Source organism: Streptomyces sp. NPDC091282 (genome assembly GCF_044757385.1).
GTDB lineage: Bacteria > Actinomycetota > Actinomycetes > Streptomycetales > Streptomycetaceae > Streptomyces > Streptomyces gramineus.
Genome location: NZ_JBIVUX010000006.1, coordinates 186,605 through 203,965, shown reverse-complemented (window position 1 = coordinate 203,965; position 17,361 = coordinate 186,605). Strand labels below are relative to the sequence as shown.

13 protein-coding genes are annotated in these 17,361 nt (G+C 73.0%); 5 read left to right on the top strand and 8 right to left on the bottom strand.

Annotated elements, in window-relative coordinates; genetic code table 11:
* Nucleotides 1-196 precede the first annotated feature (196 nt).
* Nucleotides 197-2,062, top strand: coding sequence for an MFS transporter (locus tag ACIQOE_RS28040; protein ID WP_351321187.1), 1,866 nt, complete (start codon nucleotides 197-199; stop codon nucleotides 2,060-2,062).
* Between the two features lies 1 nt (nucleotide 2,063).
* Here the strand turns inward: ACIQOE_RS28040 and ACIQOE_RS28035 are convergent, their stop codons facing one another.
* Nucleotides 2,064-2,909: a hypothetical protein gene (locus ACIQOE_RS28035; RefSeq protein ID WP_401414430.1), complete on the bottom strand. Its 846-nt coding sequence runs from the start codon at nucleotides 2,907-2,909 to the stop codon at nucleotides 2,064-2,066.
* Nucleotides 2,910-2,989: 80 nt separating this feature from the next.
* Between ACIQOE_RS28035 and ACIQOE_RS28030 the strand changes: the two genes are divergently transcribed.
* Together ACIQOE_RS28030 and ACIQOE_RS28025 are read left to right on the top strand one after the other, a co-directional pair.
* Entirely contained in the window at nucleotides 2,990-3,778 is a 789-nt protein-coding gene (locus tag ACIQOE_RS28030) for an SDR family oxidoreductase (protein WP_365564936.1), read from the top strand.
* 228 nt (nucleotides 3,779-4,006) lie between these two features.
* The gene (locus tag ACIQOE_RS28025; protein WP_351321208.1) at nucleotides 4,007-5,575 is read left to right on the top strand and encodes a sodium:solute symporter family protein; all 1,569 of its coding nucleotides are present in this window, start codon (nucleotides 4,007-4,009) and stop codon (nucleotides 5,573-5,575) included.
* 27 nt (nucleotides 5,576-5,602) lie between these two features.
* On the opposite strand, the gene ACIQOE_RS28020 is transcribed toward ACIQOE_RS28025, so the two are convergent.
* Both ACIQOE_RS28020 and ACIQOE_RS28015 read right to left on the bottom strand, forming a co-directional pair.
* On the bottom strand, nucleotides 5,603-6,721 hold the full coding sequence (locus tag ACIQOE_RS28020; RefSeq protein ID WP_365576636.1) for an ADP-ribosylglycohydrolase family protein: 1,119 nt from the start codon (nucleotides 6,719-6,721) through the stop codon (nucleotides 5,603-5,605).
* A gap of 133 nt (nucleotides 6,722-6,854) precedes the next feature.
* Nucleotides 6,855-9,260: a tetratricopeptide repeat protein gene (locus ACIQOE_RS28015; RefSeq protein ID WP_401414427.1), complete on the bottom strand. Its 2,406-nt coding sequence runs from the start codon at nucleotides 9,258-9,260 to the stop codon at nucleotides 6,855-6,857.
* Between the two features lie 87 nt (nucleotides 9,261-9,347).
* On the opposite strand from ACIQOE_RS28015, the gene ACIQOE_RS28010 reads away from it, so the two are divergent.
* Nucleotides 9,348-9,848 (top strand): DUF2165 domain-containing protein, encoded by a 501-nt coding sequence (locus ACIQOE_RS28010; RefSeq protein ID WP_399012577.1) that lies wholly within the window; start codon nucleotides 9,348-9,350, stop codon nucleotides 9,846-9,848.
* On the opposite strand, the gene ACIQOE_RS28005 is transcribed toward ACIQOE_RS28010, so the two are convergent.
* The 3 genes from ACIQOE_RS28005 to ACIQOE_RS27995 all read right to left on the bottom strand — a co-directional run bounded on the left by ACIQOE_RS28005 (nucleotide 9,841) and on the right by ACIQOE_RS27995 (nucleotide 14,124).
* The gene (locus tag ACIQOE_RS28005; protein ID WP_401414425.1) at nucleotides 9,841-10,410 is read right to left on the bottom strand and encodes a hypothetical protein; all 570 of its coding nucleotides are present in this window, start codon (nucleotides 10,408-10,410) and stop codon (nucleotides 9,841-9,843) included. The genes ACIQOE_RS28010 and ACIQOE_RS28005 overlap by 8 nt on opposite strands.
* Nucleotides 10,411-10,532: 122 nt before the next feature.
* Entirely contained in the window at nucleotides 10,533-13,118 is a 2,586-nt protein-coding gene (locus tag ACIQOE_RS28000; protein WP_401414423.1) for a bifunctional FO biosynthesis protein CofGH, read from the bottom strand.
* Nucleotides 13,119-13,278: 160 nt separating this feature from the next.
* On the bottom strand, nucleotides 13,279-14,124 hold the full coding sequence (locus ACIQOE_RS27995; protein WP_401414421.1) for an LLM class F420-dependent oxidoreductase: 846 nt from the start codon (nucleotides 14,122-14,124) through the stop codon (nucleotides 13,279-13,281).
* A 154-nt stretch (nucleotides 14,125-14,278) separates the two neighbouring features.
* Between ACIQOE_RS27995 and ACIQOE_RS27990 the strand changes: the two genes are divergently transcribed.
* Nucleotides 14,279-15,790: a CehA/McbA family metallohydrolase gene (locus ACIQOE_RS27990; protein ID WP_401414419.1), complete on the top strand. Its 1,512-nt coding sequence runs from the start codon at nucleotides 14,279-14,281 to the stop codon at nucleotides 15,788-15,790.
* A 22-nt stretch (nucleotides 15,791-15,812) separates the two neighbouring features.
* Here the strand turns inward: ACIQOE_RS27990 and ACIQOE_RS27985 are convergent, their stop codons facing one another.
* A complete protein-coding gene (locus ACIQOE_RS27985; protein WP_401414417.1) occupies nucleotides 15,813-16,316 on the bottom strand; it encodes a hypothetical protein in 504 nt (167 codons plus the stop codon).
* Nucleotides 16,317-16,402: 86 nt separating this feature from the next.
* Nucleotides 16,403-17,311, bottom strand: coding sequence for an NAD(P)H-binding protein (locus tag ACIQOE_RS27980; RefSeq protein WP_401414415.1), 909 nt, complete (start codon nucleotides 17,309-17,311; stop codon nucleotides 16,403-16,405).
* Between the last annotated feature and the right edge of the window lie 50 nt (nucleotides 17,312-17,361).

Below are 17,361 nucleotides of genomic sequence, written 5' to 3'. Positions count from 1 at the left end.
ACATCACGCACATTCCGTCCCCGCACCCCGCTGATGGCGGCCCACCCAGGGGCCCCGCGGCGGGGTGCGTGCTAGCGTCACGAATCGGGGCAGGTCGCCGGTCGCCGGGACGCGGCCGCGAACTGGACGAGAACCGGCCGGTAACACCGTGGAACGCGGCCGAGAACAGAAGACGGGACACGGGGAGTGCCTTCAGGTGGCCACAGCGGAGCCGACACGCGCCGACGACGCCGAACCGGGCCCGGTATCCGGCCCGCGAATAGCCCTGCCCGAGACCGGGCCGCACGCCACCCACGACAGACCCGGCACGCAGCGTAGCGGCGGCCTCCGCCGGCTCCTCGACCTGGACGCGCCGCTGCGCGAGTGGCCCTCGCGCCACCCGGTGCTGGCGATCACGGTCCTCGCCGGGATCCTGCACGTCATCTGGCTGTTCACGTTCGCGAACAGCGGCGGGGACCTCGCGGCGCAGGACGCCTGGGCCGAGTTCGTCGGCCGCCACCCGGACTCGGCGTACAACCTCGCCTGGTACGGCGGCATGCACCCGGTGTCCTACAGCGTGGTCTCGCCGTACCTGATGTCGGTGCTCGGCGTCCGTACGACGATGATGATCGCCGGTACGGTCTCGGCCGGGCTGCTGACCCTGCTCCTCATCCGCAGCCGCGTGGTGAAGAACCCGCTGTGGGCCTCGCTCGCCGGGGTGCTGGCGCTGATCTGCAACGCGGTGTCCGGCCGGGTCACCTTCGGTCTCGGTACCGCGTTCGCGCTGGCCTCGGTGGGAGCGGTGTTCTGCTGGCCCCACCGCTGGCGTCACAAACGCTGGGCGAAGGCCCTGGTCGCGGCGCCGTTCGCGGCCCTCGCCACCATGTCGTCGCCGGTGGCCGGGCTCTTCGTCGGCCTGGTCGCGGTCGCGCTGTTCCTGCAGAAGCGCCGGCCGGGCGCCTGGGCACTCGGCCTCGCTCCGGCCGCCGTGGTCGCCGTCTCGGCCTGGCTGTTCCCGTTCTCGGGCACCCAGCCGATGGGCTTCGGCTCGGTGATCATGCCGCTGGGCTACGGCCTGCTCTGCCTCTTCCTCGTCCCCAAGGAGTGGAAGACGGTCCGGCTGACGGCCGGCGTGTACAGCCTCGGGGTCGTGCTGGTGTGGCTGGTCAGCTCGCAGATCGGCTCGAACATATCCCGGCTGCCGATGCTGTTCGCGGGCGCCGCCCTGATCGCCGCCCTCCCGTACACCGTGCCGCGCTCGCGCAAGTACTACGTCACCGTCCTCGCCTTCCTCGGCTTCGTCGGCTGGATCGGCTTCAAGGCGGTCGACGACATCATCCACACGACCCCGGCCGCCTCCTGGGCCCGCGAACTCGCCCCGCTGGTCAACCAGCTCCAGCAGGTCGGCGCCGAGAAGGGCCGCGTCGAGGTGGTTCCGGCCCGCTCGCACCGGGAGGCGTCCGCGCTCGCGCCGTACGTCAACCTGGCCCGCGGCTGGAACCGCCAGGCCGACATGGAGCGCAACCCGCTCTTCTACGACGACACCCTCAACTCCGCCAACTACCACGAGTGGCTGCAGCGCTGGGCCGTGCACTTCGTGGTGCTGCCGAAGGACGATCCCGACGGCGACGGCGGCGAACGCGAGCGGGCACTGGTCCGGCGCGGGATGCCGTACCTGAAGCAGGTCTGGGGCGACGCCAACTGGCAGCTGTTCCGGGTGACCGATCCGACGCCGCTCGCCGAGCCCGACGCGGTCGTGGACAGCGCCGAGCAGGGCGAGCTGACCATCGAGGTGCGCACGGCCGGCCGGATCCTGATCCGGATCCCCTACTCGCCGTGGCTGAGCATCGTCGACGCGGACGGCAAGAGCCTGAAGCCGCCGCAGGAGACCCAGGCCTCCAAACACCGGTCCGAGGGCACGCCGAAGACGTACACCAACGTCAACGGCTGCCTGCTGGAGACCGCGGAGGACACCAAGGGCGACCGCTGGACGATGCTGCTGGCCCCGAAGGCGGGAACCTACCGCCTGGCGGCCCCGTACCAGCTGCCCCGCGGCACGCCCTGCCCCGACGAGCTGAAGTGAGCTAGCGGTCCCGCAGTTCCGCCACGTACCGGTCCGTGCCCGGTACGGTCGGGATGAACGGGGCCAGGAGTTCCGTGCGGCCCAGGCCGGAGCCGGTGATGTCCTCGTCCAGGCCGGTGAAGCGGGCGTCCCAGCACTGTCTGGGGTCCGTTTCGAGGAACCACAGCAGGGTCAGGCGGGTGTCGACGCCTTCGACCTGTTTCACGTAGGTCATCCGGTCGCCGGGCAGGGGTGTCGGGCGGAAGGCCGTGACCATGGCCGCCGGTGAACCGGCGAGCCGCTTGGGCAGACAGCGGCCGCGCAGCCACTCCAGCAGCTCCGCCCGTTGCTCCGGCGACTCGCTGTCGACGACCTGGAGGACCAGCCCGGCGTAGGGGTGGTCGAGGGCGTGGAAGTCGCGGGGGCCCGCGGCGCCGTCGCGGTAGACGGTGGCCTCGTGGTCCTGGAACGCGGTGAAGACGTGGGTGCGGTCCTGGTAGACCCGGGCGTCCCGGTTCAGCCGCCGGTTGACGGCGACCGTCCACTTCATGTGGTCGGCGTAGCGGCCGTCGGTGATCCAGTAGACGGAGAGGTAGCAGCCAGCGGTGACGGGCTGGGCGATCGCCGACTTCTCGGGCCGGCGCAGGAGTTGCAGGTCGCGGGTGGCGACCCAGCGGCGGCCCGCGTACATCCAGGGCATGGCCATGGCGCCGGCGTAGTAGTGGTCGTCCTCGTACCAGCGGTTGTACGCGTACTCGTGGCCGGGGTGGGGCTCGACCATGGTGACGAGGGCGTGGCCGGGGCGGACGCCGTAGGGGCCGACCGCGGCCAGCTCGGCGTACACCTCGCTGTGCGTGTCCTCGCTCATGCGTCTTCCCTTCCTTCCGCCTGCGCTCGCCCATACTCTGACGCTCCGTCAGATAAAGCGCCAGAGCCGGGAGGCCATCGATGTCACTGCTCGCAGGCAAGACGGTCGTCGTCTCGGGGGTCGGTGCCGGGCTCGGGCACCAGGTCGCGGCGGCCGTCGTACGGGACGGCGGGAACGCCGTGCTCGGTGCGCGGACCGAGGCGAACCTCGCCAAGAGCGCGGCCGGGATCGACCCCGGGGGCGGCCGGACCGCGTACCGCGTCACCGACATCACCGACGAGGGCCAGTGCGGGGCGCTGGCGGCGCTGGCCCGGGAGCGGTTCGGGTCCGTCGACGCGGTGGTGCACGTGGCCGCGTGGGACTCCTATTTCGGCGGGGTCGAGGACGCGGACTTCGCGACCTGGGCGTCGGTGGTCGACGTGAACCTGCTCGGGACGCTGCGGATGACCCGGGCCTGCCTTCCGGCGCTGAAGGAGGCGGGCGGCGGCTCGGTGGTGTTCGTCGGGACGCAGTCGGCCGTCGCCGCGCCCTCGCAGGTGCGGCAGGCCGCGTACGCGGCCTCCAAGGGGGCGCTGACCAGTGCGATGTACTCGCTGGCCCGGGAGCTGGGGCCGCACCGGATCCGGGTCAACACGGTGCTGCCGGGCTGGATGTGGGGGCCGCCGGTGCAGGCGTACGTGCAGTTCACCGCGCACACCGAGGGGGTGCCGGAGGACGAGGTGCTGGGGCGGCTGACGGAGCGGATGGCGCTGCCGGAGCTGGCGACGGACGGGGACGTGGCGGACGCGGCGGTGTTCCTGGCCTCGGACCGGGCGCGGGCCATCACGGGACAGTCGCTGCTGGTCAACGCGGGGGAGCTGATGCGCTGACGGGATGATCCGGGGCATCGCACCCCTCGCATTTCGTTCATCTACGTGAATCAAGGTCAGCAAGCAGAACGATTTTACTGTCCCTTGACCTTACGCCCGCTTGTCGTGCCCATGTGACCGAACCCACGATGAGCGGGCACTTCGCGGCCTTCCCCGTCCCCACTCCGCTTATGCGAAGTGCCAGCCAGCTGAGCGGAGTTCAGAAGGCGGACCCTGGAAGGGGGGCACATGAACGGGCTCGACTGGGCCGTGCTCATCGGCTACTTCGGCGTGATGGTGGCGATCGGCGTCTGGTCGCACAAGCGCGTGGACAACGTGAGCGACTTCTTCACGGCCGGCGGAAAGATGCCCTGGTGGCTCTCCGGCATCTCGCACCACATGTCGGGCTACAGCGCGGTGATGTTCACCGGGTACGCCGGCATCGCCTACACCTACGGCGTGACGTCGTTCATCACCTGGTCCTTCCCGATCGCGCTCGGCATCGCGATCGGCTCGAAACTCTTCGCCCCGCGCGTCAACCGGCTCCGCTCCCGCCTCCACGTGGCCTCCCCGCTGGAGTACCTGAAGAACCGGTACAACCTCTCCACCCAGCAGGCGCTGGCCTGGTCAGGCATGCTGCTGAAGATCGTGGACGTGGCCGCCAAGTGGGCCGCGATCGCCACCCTGCTGTCGGTGTTCACCGGGGTCTCCCTCAACCAGGGCATCCTCATCACCGGCGCGATCACCGCGGTCTACTGCACGATCGGCGGCCTGTGGGCGGACGCGCTGACCGAACTGGGCCAGTTCGTCATCCAGTTGCTGGCCGGCGTCTCGATGTTCGTCGCCGTCGTCCTGAAGCTGAACGACAAGGGCATCGGCTTCCTCGACGCCTGGAACGAGCCCGCCCTGCACGGCCACGGCAAGCCGCTGGTCGGCCCCTACGGCACGGTCTTCCTGCTCGCGTTCCTCTTCATCAAGCTCTTCGAGTACAACGGCGGCATGCTCAACCAGGCCCAGCGCTACATGGCGACGGCCGGTCCGAAGGAGGCCGAACGCAGCGCCCGCCTCTCCGCGGCGCTCTGGCTGATCTGGCCGGTGGTCCTGTTCTTCCCGATGTGGATGTCGCCCCTGCTCGTCCACGCCCAGAAGCCCGACGGCTCCGACTCCTACGGCCTGATGACCGAACAGCTCCTCCCCCACGGCCTGCTGGGCCTGGTCGTCGTCGGCTTCTTCTCCCACACGATGGCGATGTGCTCCTCCGACGCCAACGCCATCGCGGCCGTCTTCACCCGGGACGTGGCGCCGGTGCTGTCGTCGCGGGCCCGTGCCTGGGGCGAGCGCTCCGGGCTGATCGCGGCCCGGGTGACGACCGTGGTCTTCCTCGGCCTGTCCATGGCGGTGGCCACCCAGGTCAACTCGCCCACGTTCAAGGACATCATCACCGTGGTCATCAAGTGGGTGGCCGGTCTGATGGGCCCGATCGCGATCCCGATGATGCTGGGTCTGCTGCGCCCGTTCCGCCGCTCCGGCCCGACGGCCGCGCTCACCAGCTGGGCGGCGGGCCTGTTCGCCTTCTGGCTGGTCAACTACCCGATCAACTGGAACGTCGACGGCGGCGTACCGCTCCAGTACCAGGTGTCGGTGCCGCTGGCCGTCTCCCTGGTCCTCTACGTCCTCATCGGCTACCTGAAGCCGGAGGACACCCCGGAGCGCCTCGCGATCATCGAGTCGGTGAACACCGACGGGGACAGCGCGGCGGCCGCGGCCCCGGTACCGGCCCAGGCGCAGGCGGGCGGCGGGGAGGTCCTGCGGGACTGACCGGCGACGGCCGCGCCGGCGGCCCGCTCAGGCGCCCCGCGGGTAGCGGGCCAGCCAGCCGGGGGCCGCGCCCGCCGGACTGTGCAGGGCCGGGCCCTGGGTCATCTCCATCGCGAAGTCGTCGGCGAGTTCGAGGATCGTAGGACGGCCCTCCAGTTCGGCCACCCAGGCCGGCGGGAGGGCCGTCTCGCCGTGCAGCGCGCCCAGCAGGCCGCCGGTGAGGGCGCCGGCGACGGCGGAGGGCCCGGCCTGGTTGACGGCGAGGCACAGCCCGTGCCGTACGTCCTCGCCGACGAGCGCGCAGTACACGGCCGCCGCCAGCGCCCCGTCCGCGGCCCCGTCCCCGGTCAGCTCCTCGACCCGCGCCGGTGAGGGCATGCCCTGCCGTACGGCGCCGAGCGCGTGCTGCAACGCGTCGGAGACGGGCTGGTGGCCCGGCCGGGCGGCGAGCAGGGCCAGCGTCCGCTGGACGGCCCCGTCCAGCGAGTCGCCGCGGGCCAGCGCGTGCACGATCACCGCGTAGGCACCCGCGGACAGGCAGGCGGTCGGATGCCCGTGGGTCTGCGCGGCACACTCCACGGCCAGCTGGACGACGAGCTGCGGCTCCCAGCCGACCAGCAGCCCGAACGGCGCCGACCTGGCGACGGCCTCGGGCCCCATGTCATCGGGGTTCTTCGGCGACTCCAGGGTCCCCATGTTCTCGTCCCCGAGCCCCATCAGCAGCGCTCTGGTCGGCTCGCGCCGGGCGTACAGCCACTCCTCCCTGGCCAGCCATCCGTCCTCCTTGCGCCGCTCGTCCGGCCCCCAGTCCCGCTGGGTGGCGGCCCAGCGCAGATACGCCCGGTGCAGGTCGGTGGGCGGATGCCAGGCGCCGGTGTCCCGTCTCACCTGGGCTCTTATGAGTCCGTCCACGGTGAAGAGGGTCAGCTGGGTGTGGTGCGTGACGGTGCCGCGCCGCCCGTGCCCGACCGCGAGGTCGACCAGTCCCTCGGGGCCGTGGGCCGCCCGGATCTCCTCCAGCGTCAGCCCGTCGACGGGCCCGCCGAGCGCGTCCCCGACGGCGGAACCGAGCAGCGCGCCCCGTACCCGGCTCCGGAAGTCCTGCTGCTCGGCACGGCCCCAGACGGCACCCGACGTCGCACTCACCACCATGACCTCCCCACGGGCACCGTCCGTACACACGAGCGCACAGCACTGTAATCGACCGGGAACGGTCCGTTCAGGGCACAGCCAGGTACGCGAAGTGTGGGTTATGTGGTCCCGAGTGGTCGGCTTTCGATCAGGTCGGGGGGAGTGCGCGGTCGGCCAGCCGCTGCCGCACCCGCTCCCGCGTCTCCAGGGCCCACGGATACCCCGGGTTCAGCGCGAGGGCGCGGTCCAGGTCGGCGAGGGCCTCCTCGTGGCGGCCCAGGCCGGACAGCGACGCGCCCCGGCTCGCGTACGCCGACGCGTACCCGGGATCGAGTTCGAGGGCCCGGTCGTAGTCGGCCAGCGCCTCGCCGTCCCGGCCGTTGACGCGCAGGGCGTCACCGCGCTCGCAGCGGCCCCAGGCCCAGTCCGGCTGCAACGCCAGGGCGCGGTCGAGGTCGGCCAGCCGGCGGGCCTGGTCGCCGAGGCCGCGCCAGACGCGGGCGCGGCGGGCGAGGGCCCAGGCGTAGTCCGGCTTGAGCGCCAGCGCGCGGTCGAAGTCGGCGAGGGCCGCGTCGAGGTCGCCGTGGCGTTCGTGGGCGGCGCCGCGGGAGGCCCAGGCGAACTCGCCGGCGGGGTCGCGCTCGATCCCCTCGCTCAGGTCGGCGACCGCCTCGGCGTGGTGGCGGGCCAGCCGGTGGTGCTCGCCGCGCAGGACGACGTTCCAGGCGTTGTCCGGCTCCAGTTCGAGCACGCGGTCGAGGCCGGCGAGCGCGCCCGCGTAGTCGCCCGTCCCGCCGAGGGTGACCGCCCGGCCGCGGTGGGCGCGGACCAGGGCGGGGTCCAGGGCGAGGGCGCGGTCGTAGTCCTCCAGGGCCGGTCCGGGCGCGCCGTCCCGGGCGAGCGCGTCGGCCCGCAGCGCCCAGGCGGTCGCCCGCCAGGGCTCGTCGCCGCGGGCGCGGCCGAGCAGCAGCCGCAGCAGTCCCGCGAGCCCGCCGTCGGCGAGCGCGGCGGCGAGGTCCGCGCCCCAGGTCCGCAGGGCCTCCGCGTCCGTGTCCTCGCCCGCCTCGGCCAGCACCCGCACCCAGGGCCGTACCGCGTCGTCGCCGTAGCCGCAGGCGGTGACGAGGTCGGCGAGGGTTCCGGGGAGCGCGGCGCGGGGCCGCGCGCACAGCAGGTGGTAGGTCTCGCCGAGCCGCAGTTCCCGCCAGCCCTCGTCGGCCCACGGCTCGTCGGGCCGCAGGTCGGCCCCGGCCCGCGCGCGCCGCCCGCCGTAGGCCTCGGCGAGCCGGGTGTGCCGCTCGGTCCAGGCCCCGGGCGAGCGCAGCCGCTGGAGCCGGAGCATCGGCGCCCGTACGACGTCGTGGTACTGCAGCCGTCCGCCGCGCTCGCCGACGAAGGGCATGCCCCGCAGCCAGGCGAAGAGCGATTCCGCCGCCTGGTCCGCGGAGTCGTCCACGGCCGACCGGAACGCGTCCTCGTCCAGCCGCCGGGGCAGCGCGCCCGCCAGCGCGGCCGCCCTGCGCACCGGGTCCCGCTCCCACTTCAGGAACCGGTCGACCGCGGTGGCGCTCGGGTCGCCGACGTCCCCGGGGCCGACCGGCCCGGACTCGGCGAGCGTGGAGACGAGCACCGGGAGCCCGCCCGTCAGCCGGAGCACCTCGGCGACCACCGGTTCGTCCCGCACCCCTTTGTCCGCGAGCAGGCCGCGGGCCTCCTCCTCCGTGAAGGGGCCGAGCGGCAGGTCCGTCATGAAGTCCGCGAAGCTGCCCCAGCGGGCCGTGTCGAACGGGTGCTGTCCCGAGGTGACCACGACGACGTCGGCGGGCAGGGCGCCGTAGCGGTCGGTGGTCATCACGTCGTGCAGCCAGGGGTCGAGGAACGGGCCGGTGCGTTCGTAGGTGTCGAGGAGGAGGACGATCCAGGGCACGGCGTCGGCGGCGCCCGCGAGTTCCGACAGCAGGACGGGGGTGAGGACCTGCTCGGGAGAGAGCACCAGCTGGGCGTCCTCCTGGCTGCGGAAGCGGGCCCGGAGCCGGTCGGCGCCCTGCGCGAGGCCGTCGGTGTCCAGGGCGGCGGCGAAGGCACCGGCCACCGGGATCATCCCGAGGCCCGCCTGGGCCGCCCGCGCCACCGCCAGGCTCCCCGCCGACGGCCCCTCCCGGTCCTCCGCCGCGCCCGGTGCCAGGGCGGCCGCCGCCTCGTGCCGTCGCTCGCGGTGCGCGGCCAGCAGCCGTTCCAGATCCTTGAACCGCCGTCCCTGGGCAGCGAACTGACGGGTCATCGCCGTCATCGCCTCGGGCACGCCGGCCACGCTCTCGTCGACGTACGCGGTCAGTGCCCCGGCCTCCCGGGCGATCTGCTCCAGCTCCCGGACCAGCCGGGTCTTCCCGACGCCCGCGTCGCCGTGCACGTGGAAGAGGAAGCGGTGCCGTTCGTCCTCGGCGGGCAGGCCCAAGTTCGCGCGGAACGCGGCCCGTTCGCCGATCCGGCCGACGAATCCCGCCCGGCGGCGCCGTCCGATCAGCTCCTGCATCGACGGCCGTGTCGGCCCCATCAGCTGCACCCCCGTAGCCGCTCCGGGCCCTCAGTCTGGCAGAGGCCCGTGCGGGTGCGAACGACCGCGCCGGGGAAGGACGGTGACATGTCCACCTCCCAGGCGCCTCGTGCGCTCCCCCTCACCGCGGCCCTGCTCACCGGCACGGTCGCGCTCTACATCGCCCTCGTCGCCTTCGGGAACATCACCGACTTCGGCACCAACCAGGCGTTCGTCCAGCATGTGCTGGCCATGGACACGACGTTCAAGGACGACGACCTGATGTGGCGGGCCGTGACCAGCACGGGGCTGCAGAACACCGCGTACGTCGCCATCATCGTGTGGGAGACCCTCGCCGCCCTCGTGCTGGTCGCCGGGACCGTGCTGTGGTTCCGGCGCGACGACGACCGCGCCCGCCGCCTGTCCACCTACGGTCTGCTGATGCTCGTGCTGCTCTTCGGCGCCGGGTTCATCGGGATCGGCGGGGAGTGGTTCTCGATGTGGCAGTCCAAGACCTGGAACGGGCTGGACGCGGCGACCCGGGTGCTGGTGCTCACCGGGATCGCGCTGGTCGTCGTACGGCTGCCGGAGCGGTCGCCGGCTATTTGACGACGGTCACCTTGGTGTTCGGTTCCGTGCCGAACGTCCACAGGGCCGCGCCGTCCGCCTTGCGCATCCGGATCCCGCTGGTCTGCTTGCCGGCGGCGGGCGGCGGCGAGGAGCCGTCGGCCGCGTTGGAGAAGGCGACCGACAGCCCGGACTTGGCGGCGAAGTAGAGGACGTGCTCGATCTGGACGCCGTCCGAGCCGGTGGTGGCGGAGAGCGTCTTGGAGATCGTGTAGGTGCCGGGGTCGGGGCTCACCGTCCCCGGCCAGACCGTGAAGGTGCGGGTCGCCTTGTCGCTCGCGTCGACCGTCCAGACCCGCTTGGCGCCGAGCGAGTAGACGACGCGGCGGCCCGTGCCGGAGGCCGCCGGCACGTCGGGAGCCTTCGGGGGCTTCGGGGACGCGGAGGGGTGGGCGCCCGCCGACGCGCTCGCGGACGGGCGGACCGCCGCGGCCGTGGGGTGCGGCCCCTTGTCGGCCTGTACGGCGAGGAAGACGACGGCCACCGTCGCCCCGGCCGTCAGACCGGTGACCCAGACCCAGGAGGGCAGCAGTCGGGCAGCCACGGGTACGCATCTCCTCCGTTATGAGGGCCCCTGCATCTGCACGCAGGAGTCGGATCATCGTACTGCGCGCTGCCCGCCCGCTCGCTCCGGTCCGGGGTCCGGTCCCGGCCCGCCCGCTCCCCTCAGTCCAGCACGGGCAGCAGCTCCGGCAGGTGCCCGTCGGACGCCTCCGCCGCCCGCCTGCGCTCCTCGGGCACCTCGCCGTACAGGGTGGTGCGCGGCTTCGCCGGACGGCCCGCCGCCTCGGCCACCGCGATCAGGTCCCGCACCGACTTGTACGAGCCGTACGACGAGCCCGCCATCCGCGAGATGGTCTCCTCCATCAGCGTGCCGCCCAGGTCGTTGGCGCCCGAGCGGAGCATCTCCGCCGCGCCCTCCGCGCCCAGTTTCACCCAGCTCGTCTGGATGTTCGGGATGTGGGGGTGGAGCAGCAGCCGGGCCATCGCCGTCACCGCGCGGTTGTCGCGCAGGGTCGGGCCGGGCCGTGAGATGCCCGCCAGGTAGACCGGGGCGTTGGTGTGGATGAAGGGGAGCGTCACGAACTCCGTGAAGCCGCCGGTGCGCTGCTGGATGCCGGCCAGCGTGCGCAGGTGGCCGAGCCAGTGGCGGGGCTGGTCGACATGGCCGTACATCATCGTGGACGAGGAGCGGATGCCCAGCTCGTGGGCGGTCGTGACGACCTCGATCCAGGTGGCGGCGGGCAGCTTGCCCTTGGTCAGGATCCAGCGGACCTCGTCGTCCAGGATCTCGGCGGCCGTGCCGGGGATGGTGTCCAGGCCCGCTTCCTTCGCGGCGGTCAGCCACTCGCGGATCGACAGGCCGGTGCGGGTCGCGCCGTTCACCACCTCCATCGGCGAGAAGGCGTGCACGTGCATGCCGGGCACCCGCTCCTTGACCGCCTTCGCGATGTCGAAGTAGGCCGTGCCGGGCAGGTCGGGATGGATGCCGCCCTGCATGCAGACCTCGACCGCGCCGACGTCCCACGCCTGCTGGGCGCGGTCGGCGACCTGGTCAAGGGAGAGGGTGTAGGCGTCGGCGTCGGTGCGGCGCTGGGCGAAGGCGCAGAACCGGCAGCCGGTGTAGCAGACGTTGGTGAAGTTGATGTTGCGGGTGACGATGTAGGTGACGTCGTCGCCGACCGCCGCCCTGCGGACGTCGTCGGCGATCCGGGTCAGCGCGTCGAGGGCCGGGCCGTCCGCGTGCAGGAGGGCGAGGGCCTCGGCGTCGGTCAGCCTCGTGGGGTCGTCGGCCGCGGTCGCCAGGGCCTGGCGGACGTCCGTGTCGATGCGCTCGGGCGCCATGCCGGGCGCGGCCGCCTCGCGCAGGGCGCCCCAGTCGCCGTACACCTCGTCGAAGTCCTCGCGGCGGTCGCCGGTACGGCCCTCGGTGTCGACGGCGGTGTGCAGGTCGGTGCGGCCGGTCGCGACGAAGACCTCCTCGGGCTCCTGCCACGGGTGCCCCTGGACCACCGCGTCCGGGAGGGCGAGGCCCGTCTCGGGGTCCGCCAGCGCGGCCACGTGCGGACGCAGCCGCGGGTCCAGCCAGGGCTCGCCGCGGCGGACGAACTCCGGGTACACGCACAGCCGTTCCCGCAGCTCGAAACCGGCGGCCGCGGACTGCGCCGCCAGCTCCTCGATCTGCGGCCAGGGGCGTTCGGGGTTGACGTGGTCGATGGTGAGCGGGGAGACCCCGCCCCAGTCGTCGATGCCGGCCGCGATCAGGCGCCCGTACTCGCTGTCCACGAGGTTGGGCGGCGCCTGGATGTTGCCGGCCGGGCCCATGACCAGCCGCGCCACGGCCACCGCCGCGACCAGCTCGTCCAGTTCGGCGTCCGGCATGCCGCGCATCGCCGTGTCCGGCTTGGCGCGGAAGTTCTGGATGATCAGTTCCTGGACACCGTGGTAGGACCGGGCCGTGCGGCGCAGCGCGAAGAGCGACTCGGCCCGCTCCTCGTAGGTCTCGCCGATGCCGATCAGGATCCCCGAGGTGAACGGGACGGAGGAACGGCCGGCGTCCTCCAGCACCCGCAGCCGGACGGCGGGTTCCTTGTCGGGGGAACCGTGGTGCGGGCCGCCGGGCTCGGACCACAGGCGGGTCGCGGTGGTCTCCAGCATCATGCCCATGGAGGGCGCGACGGGCTTGAGCCGCTGGAAGTCCGTCCAGGACAGCACACCGGGGTTGAGGTGCGGCAGCAGGCCGGTCTCCTCAAGGATCCGGATGGAGACGGCCCGTACGTAGGCGATCGTGTCGTCGTAGCCGTGCGCGTCGAGCCACTCGCGCGCCTCGGGCCAGCGGTCCTCCGGCTTGTCGCCGAGGGTGATGAGGGCTTCCTTGCAGCCGAGGGCCGCGCCCTTGCGGGCGACGTCGAGGACCTCGTCCGGGGACATGAACATCCCGTGCCCGGCCCGGCGGAGCTTGCCGGGGACGGTGACGAAGGTGCAGTAGTGGCACTTGTCACGGCACAGGCGGGTGAGGGGGATGAAGACGCTCTTCGAGTAGGTGATGACGCCCGGACGGCCCGCCTGTTGCAGACCGGCGTCACGCACCCGGGCGGCGGACGCGGCGAGGTCGTCGAGTGCCTCGCCGCGGGCCTGGAGGAGCACGGCGGCCTCGGAGACGTCGAGGGCGACGCCGTCCCGGGCGCGTTTGAGGGCGCGACGCATGGAGTTCTCGGTGGGGCCGGTTCCGGGGGTCGCGGAAATCGTCATTCTTTGAGCATACGTTCGGGGTCTGAGGGGTCAGGGGGGCGGCGGTGCGTGGTCGGCCGCTGGCCCGTGGGGGTTGTTCGCGCAGTTCCCCGCGCCCCTGAAGGGGCGCGGGGAACTGCGCGAACGGCCACGATGCACCCGCGGCCGACGACGCTCCCGCTCAGACGTACTCCGCGTAGGCGTCCAACGCCCCCAGCACGTCAGCATCCCCCGCCGGAGGCAGCTGTACCACGACCTCCTCGACGCCGAGTTCGGCATAGTGCGCGAGCTTCCCCGCGCTCGGGAAGACGGCGTACGGCACGACCTGGAGCGCCGCCGGATCCCGCCCGGCGTCCGCCCACACCCCCCGCAGCACCGGCAGCGACTCGGTGAGCCCGCGTCCTCCGATCGGCATCCATCCGTCCGCGTACGCGGCGACGTGCGCGAACAGCTTCGGTCCGGCGGCGCCGCCGACCAGCGTGCGCGGACCGGCGAGGGGGCCGCGCGGCTTCTGGACCGGCTTCGGGTACGCGGACGACGCCCGGACGCTCCCGAACTCGCCCTCGTAGGCGGTCGGTTCGTCCGCCCACAGTGCTCGCATCAGCGCCATCCGGTCCTGGGTCAGTTCCCGCCGCGTGCGCCAGGCCACGCCGTGGTCGGCGGCCTCCTCGACGTTCCAGCCGAAGCCGACGCCGAGCGTGAAGCGGCCGCCGGAGAGGTGGTCGAGGGTGGCGATCTGCTTGGCCAGGCCGATCGGGTCGTGCTGGGCGACCAGCGTGATGCCGGTGCCGAGGCCCAGGCGCTCGGTGACGGCGGCGGCCTGCGCGAGGCCGACGAACGGGTCGAGGGTGCGGCCGTACTCGCGGGGCAGGTCGCCGCCCGCCGGGTACGGGGTGGTCCGCTCGACCGGGATGTGCGTGTGCTCGGGCAGGTACAGCCCGGCGAAACCGCGTGCCTCCAGCTCACGGGCGAGCCGGACGGGGGTGATGGTCTCGTCGGTGAGGAAGATCGTGACGGCTATACGCATGGGCCATCTGTACCGGCGGCGGCGCGATATGTCCATACCGACTGGTCGGCATCACCCGCCCCGCCTTTCACACTGCTATGCACATGACATACGGATGCCCGTGGATTCCCTTTCCTTCCACGGGAGTTCACGTCGCAGGAGGAGGGTCACCGGCATGGGTGAGGACACGCACGGCATCGGCAGGCGCGCGCTGTTCGTGACGGGCGCGGCGGCAGCCCTTACGTTGGGAACCGTGAGCTTCGCAGCGGCGGACGGTCAGGCCCCCGGGACCCGGGAGACGAGGACGGTACGCGGCACGCTGCCGCCCGGCTGCCCGGACTTCGTCTACGTCCCGGTCGAAGTCCCCTCCGGCGTCCGCGAGATCAAGGTCGCCTACACCTACGACCGGCCGAACGTCCCGGCCGGCACCACGGGCAACGCGCTCGACATCGGCATCTTCGACCAGCACGGCATCGAGCTGGGCGGCGCGGGCTTCCGGGGCTGGTCCGGCGGGGCGCGCACGGAGTTCTTCGTCCGCGCCGACGACGCGACCCCCGGCTACCTCCCCGGCCCGGTCCGCGCCGGCACCTGGCACGTGGCCCTCGGCCCCTACACGGTCGCCCCACAGGGCCTTGACTACGAACTGACCGTCACGCTGACCTACGGCGAGCCGGGCACCCCCGTCCGCCCGGTGTACCCGCCGGAGCGGGCCGCGGGCCGGGGCCGGGCCTGGTACCGGGGCGACTGCCACCTGCACTCCTGGTACTCCGACGGCCGCCGCACCCCCGCCGAGATCGCCGCCCTCGCCCGCGCCGCGGGCCTGGACTTCATCAACTCCTCCGACCACAACACGCACTCCTCGCACGCGCACTGGGCGGACCAGGCGGGCGACGACCTGCTGATCATGCTCGGCGAGGAGATCACTACCCGCAACGGCCACGTGGTCGCCCTCGGCACCGACCCGGGCACCTTCGTCGACTGGCGCTACCGGGCCCGCGACAACCGGTTCGGCCGCTTCGCGCAGCGGATCCGCAAGGCCGGCGGCCTCGTCGTACCGGCGCATCCGCACGCCACCTGTGTCGGCTGCGCCTGGAAGTTCGGGTTCGGCGAGGCGGACGCCGTCGAGGTGTGGAACGGCCCCTACACCCCCGACGACGAGGTGGCCCTGTCCGCCTGGGACGCCACGCTGGTCGCCTCGGTGCGGGCGGGCGGGGCGTGGCTGCCCGCGATGGGCAACAGCGACGCGCACCGCGACCCGGACGCCGTCGGCATGCCGCAGACCGTGGTCCTCGCCGACGACCTGACCCGCGAGGCCGTCCAGGAGGGCCTGCGCGCGGGCCGCTCCTACATCGCCGAGTCGAAGAACGTGGAGGTGTCCTTCACGGCGACGGGCGGGCGCGGTGAGCGGGCCGGGATCGGCGAGCGGCTGAAGGTGGCCCCCGACACCCCGGTGACCGTCCGTCTGGAGGCCTCCGGCGTGCCGCGCTGCACGGTCCGCTTCGTCACCGACGAGGGCGTGCTGCTGACCAGTGACCCGCTCCCGGTGACCGGCTCGGGCGTGGTCGAATGGCGGACGACCCCGCAGTACGCCGCCTACGTCCGGGCGGAACTCCGCCACGAGACCGCGGCCGGTCCGCTGCCCGGCGCGCTCGCGGCCCTGACGAACCCGGTCTTCCTGGGCCGGTGAACCACAAGCCCGGGACCCGCGGTTAGCCTTCGGTCCACTTGCGCAGCAGGGCCTCGCGCTCCTCGCGGGACGGGCCGCCGTCCGCTCCGTGGCCGCGGCGCCAGGCCAGCAGGTCGGCGACGGGGGTGCGGCCGTCGGCGAGCCGGGCCAGGAGGGTGAGGGAGAGGTCGTACTCGACCGGCGTGTAGATGCCGCCGACGACCGCGGAGACCACGCTGACCTCGACGGCGGCGTCCCCTGCGGTCTCCACCCGCACGGTGAACGCGGGTGGGAACTCGCCGTCGCCGGTCACCGCCACGACCAGCGAGTCGAAGGCCACGGACACCAGGCGCCGGACGGCGGACCGCACGGGCACGTCGCGGACCTCGATCCGCCGCACCTCGGACCGGCTCCAGGACGTGCCGTGGCCGATCCCGAGGGCTTCGACGCGGTCCTCCGTCAGCCGTACCCCGGACGCCGTCCCGGTGGGCTCGGCGCCCAGGTACACGGCGTCCTCGGTGATCCAGAACAGGCCGACCACGGCCATGGGGCGCCTCCGGCGGACGAAGCTGCGGGTGTCGGCAGGAGAGACGGTGCCGGGGCGCGTGCGGTTGCCCGAGCGCGGGCGCGGAGTCAGTCCGGTGTGGCGCGCAGCAGGGTGTCGAAGCCCGCGGGCGGGCGGCCCAGGAGGTCCGTCACGTCGTCGGTCGCCCGGTCGTAGCGGTTCTCCCGGTGCAGCCGGGCCATGGTGGCGATGTGGTCGACGAGGTGCGGTGACAGGCCGAGCGGCTTCAGGTCCCGCTCGACCCACTCGTCGTAGGGCACGTCGACGTAGGTCACGGTGCGGCCCAGCGCCTCGGAGATCTCGGCGGCGATCGCGTTCATGTCGCGGGAGGCGGCGCCGGTCAGTTCGTAGACCCGGCCGGTCCGCGGCGCGGGGTCCAGCAGCAGCCGGGTGACCACCGCGGCCACGTCGCCGGCGGCCACCGGCGAGGTGCGCGCGGTGCCGAAAGGGAGGCGAACGGTGTCGTCGCGCCGGACGGAGGCGACGGCGAGCACGCCGAACAGCGGGTTCTCCATGAACACCGTCGGCCGGACGTGCACGACCGGCAGCCCGGACCAGTTCAGGACGTGTTCGGAGAGCCAGTGCAGCCGCTGCTGGTGGGACTCGGCGGTGCTGGTGAGGGTCATCTGGGAGACGGTCATCTGGGACATGTGGACCAGCAGTTCGAGGCGTCGGTCGGCGAGGGCGGCCGCCGCGACCGTCGCGGTGGCCTCCAGGTAGTCGGGCGACGGGCTCATGCCGTAGTACGCCCTGCGGCATCCGTCCAGGGCAGCCGCCACGTCCGCGCCGCGCGTGAGGTCGCCGACGACCACCTCGACGTCGCCGAGGGCCCGCAGCGCGGCGGCCCGCTCGTCGTCGTGGTGCACCAGGGCCCGCACCGGCACCCCGCGCCGGCGCAGTTCCTCGACGACCGTCCCGCCGACGCCTCCGACACCGCCGCCCGCGCCGGTGACCAGGATCGGATCTGTACTCGGCAAGACGTCCTCCCGCAGTCGGCAACCCGCCCCGCCTTTCTACGGCACGCGGG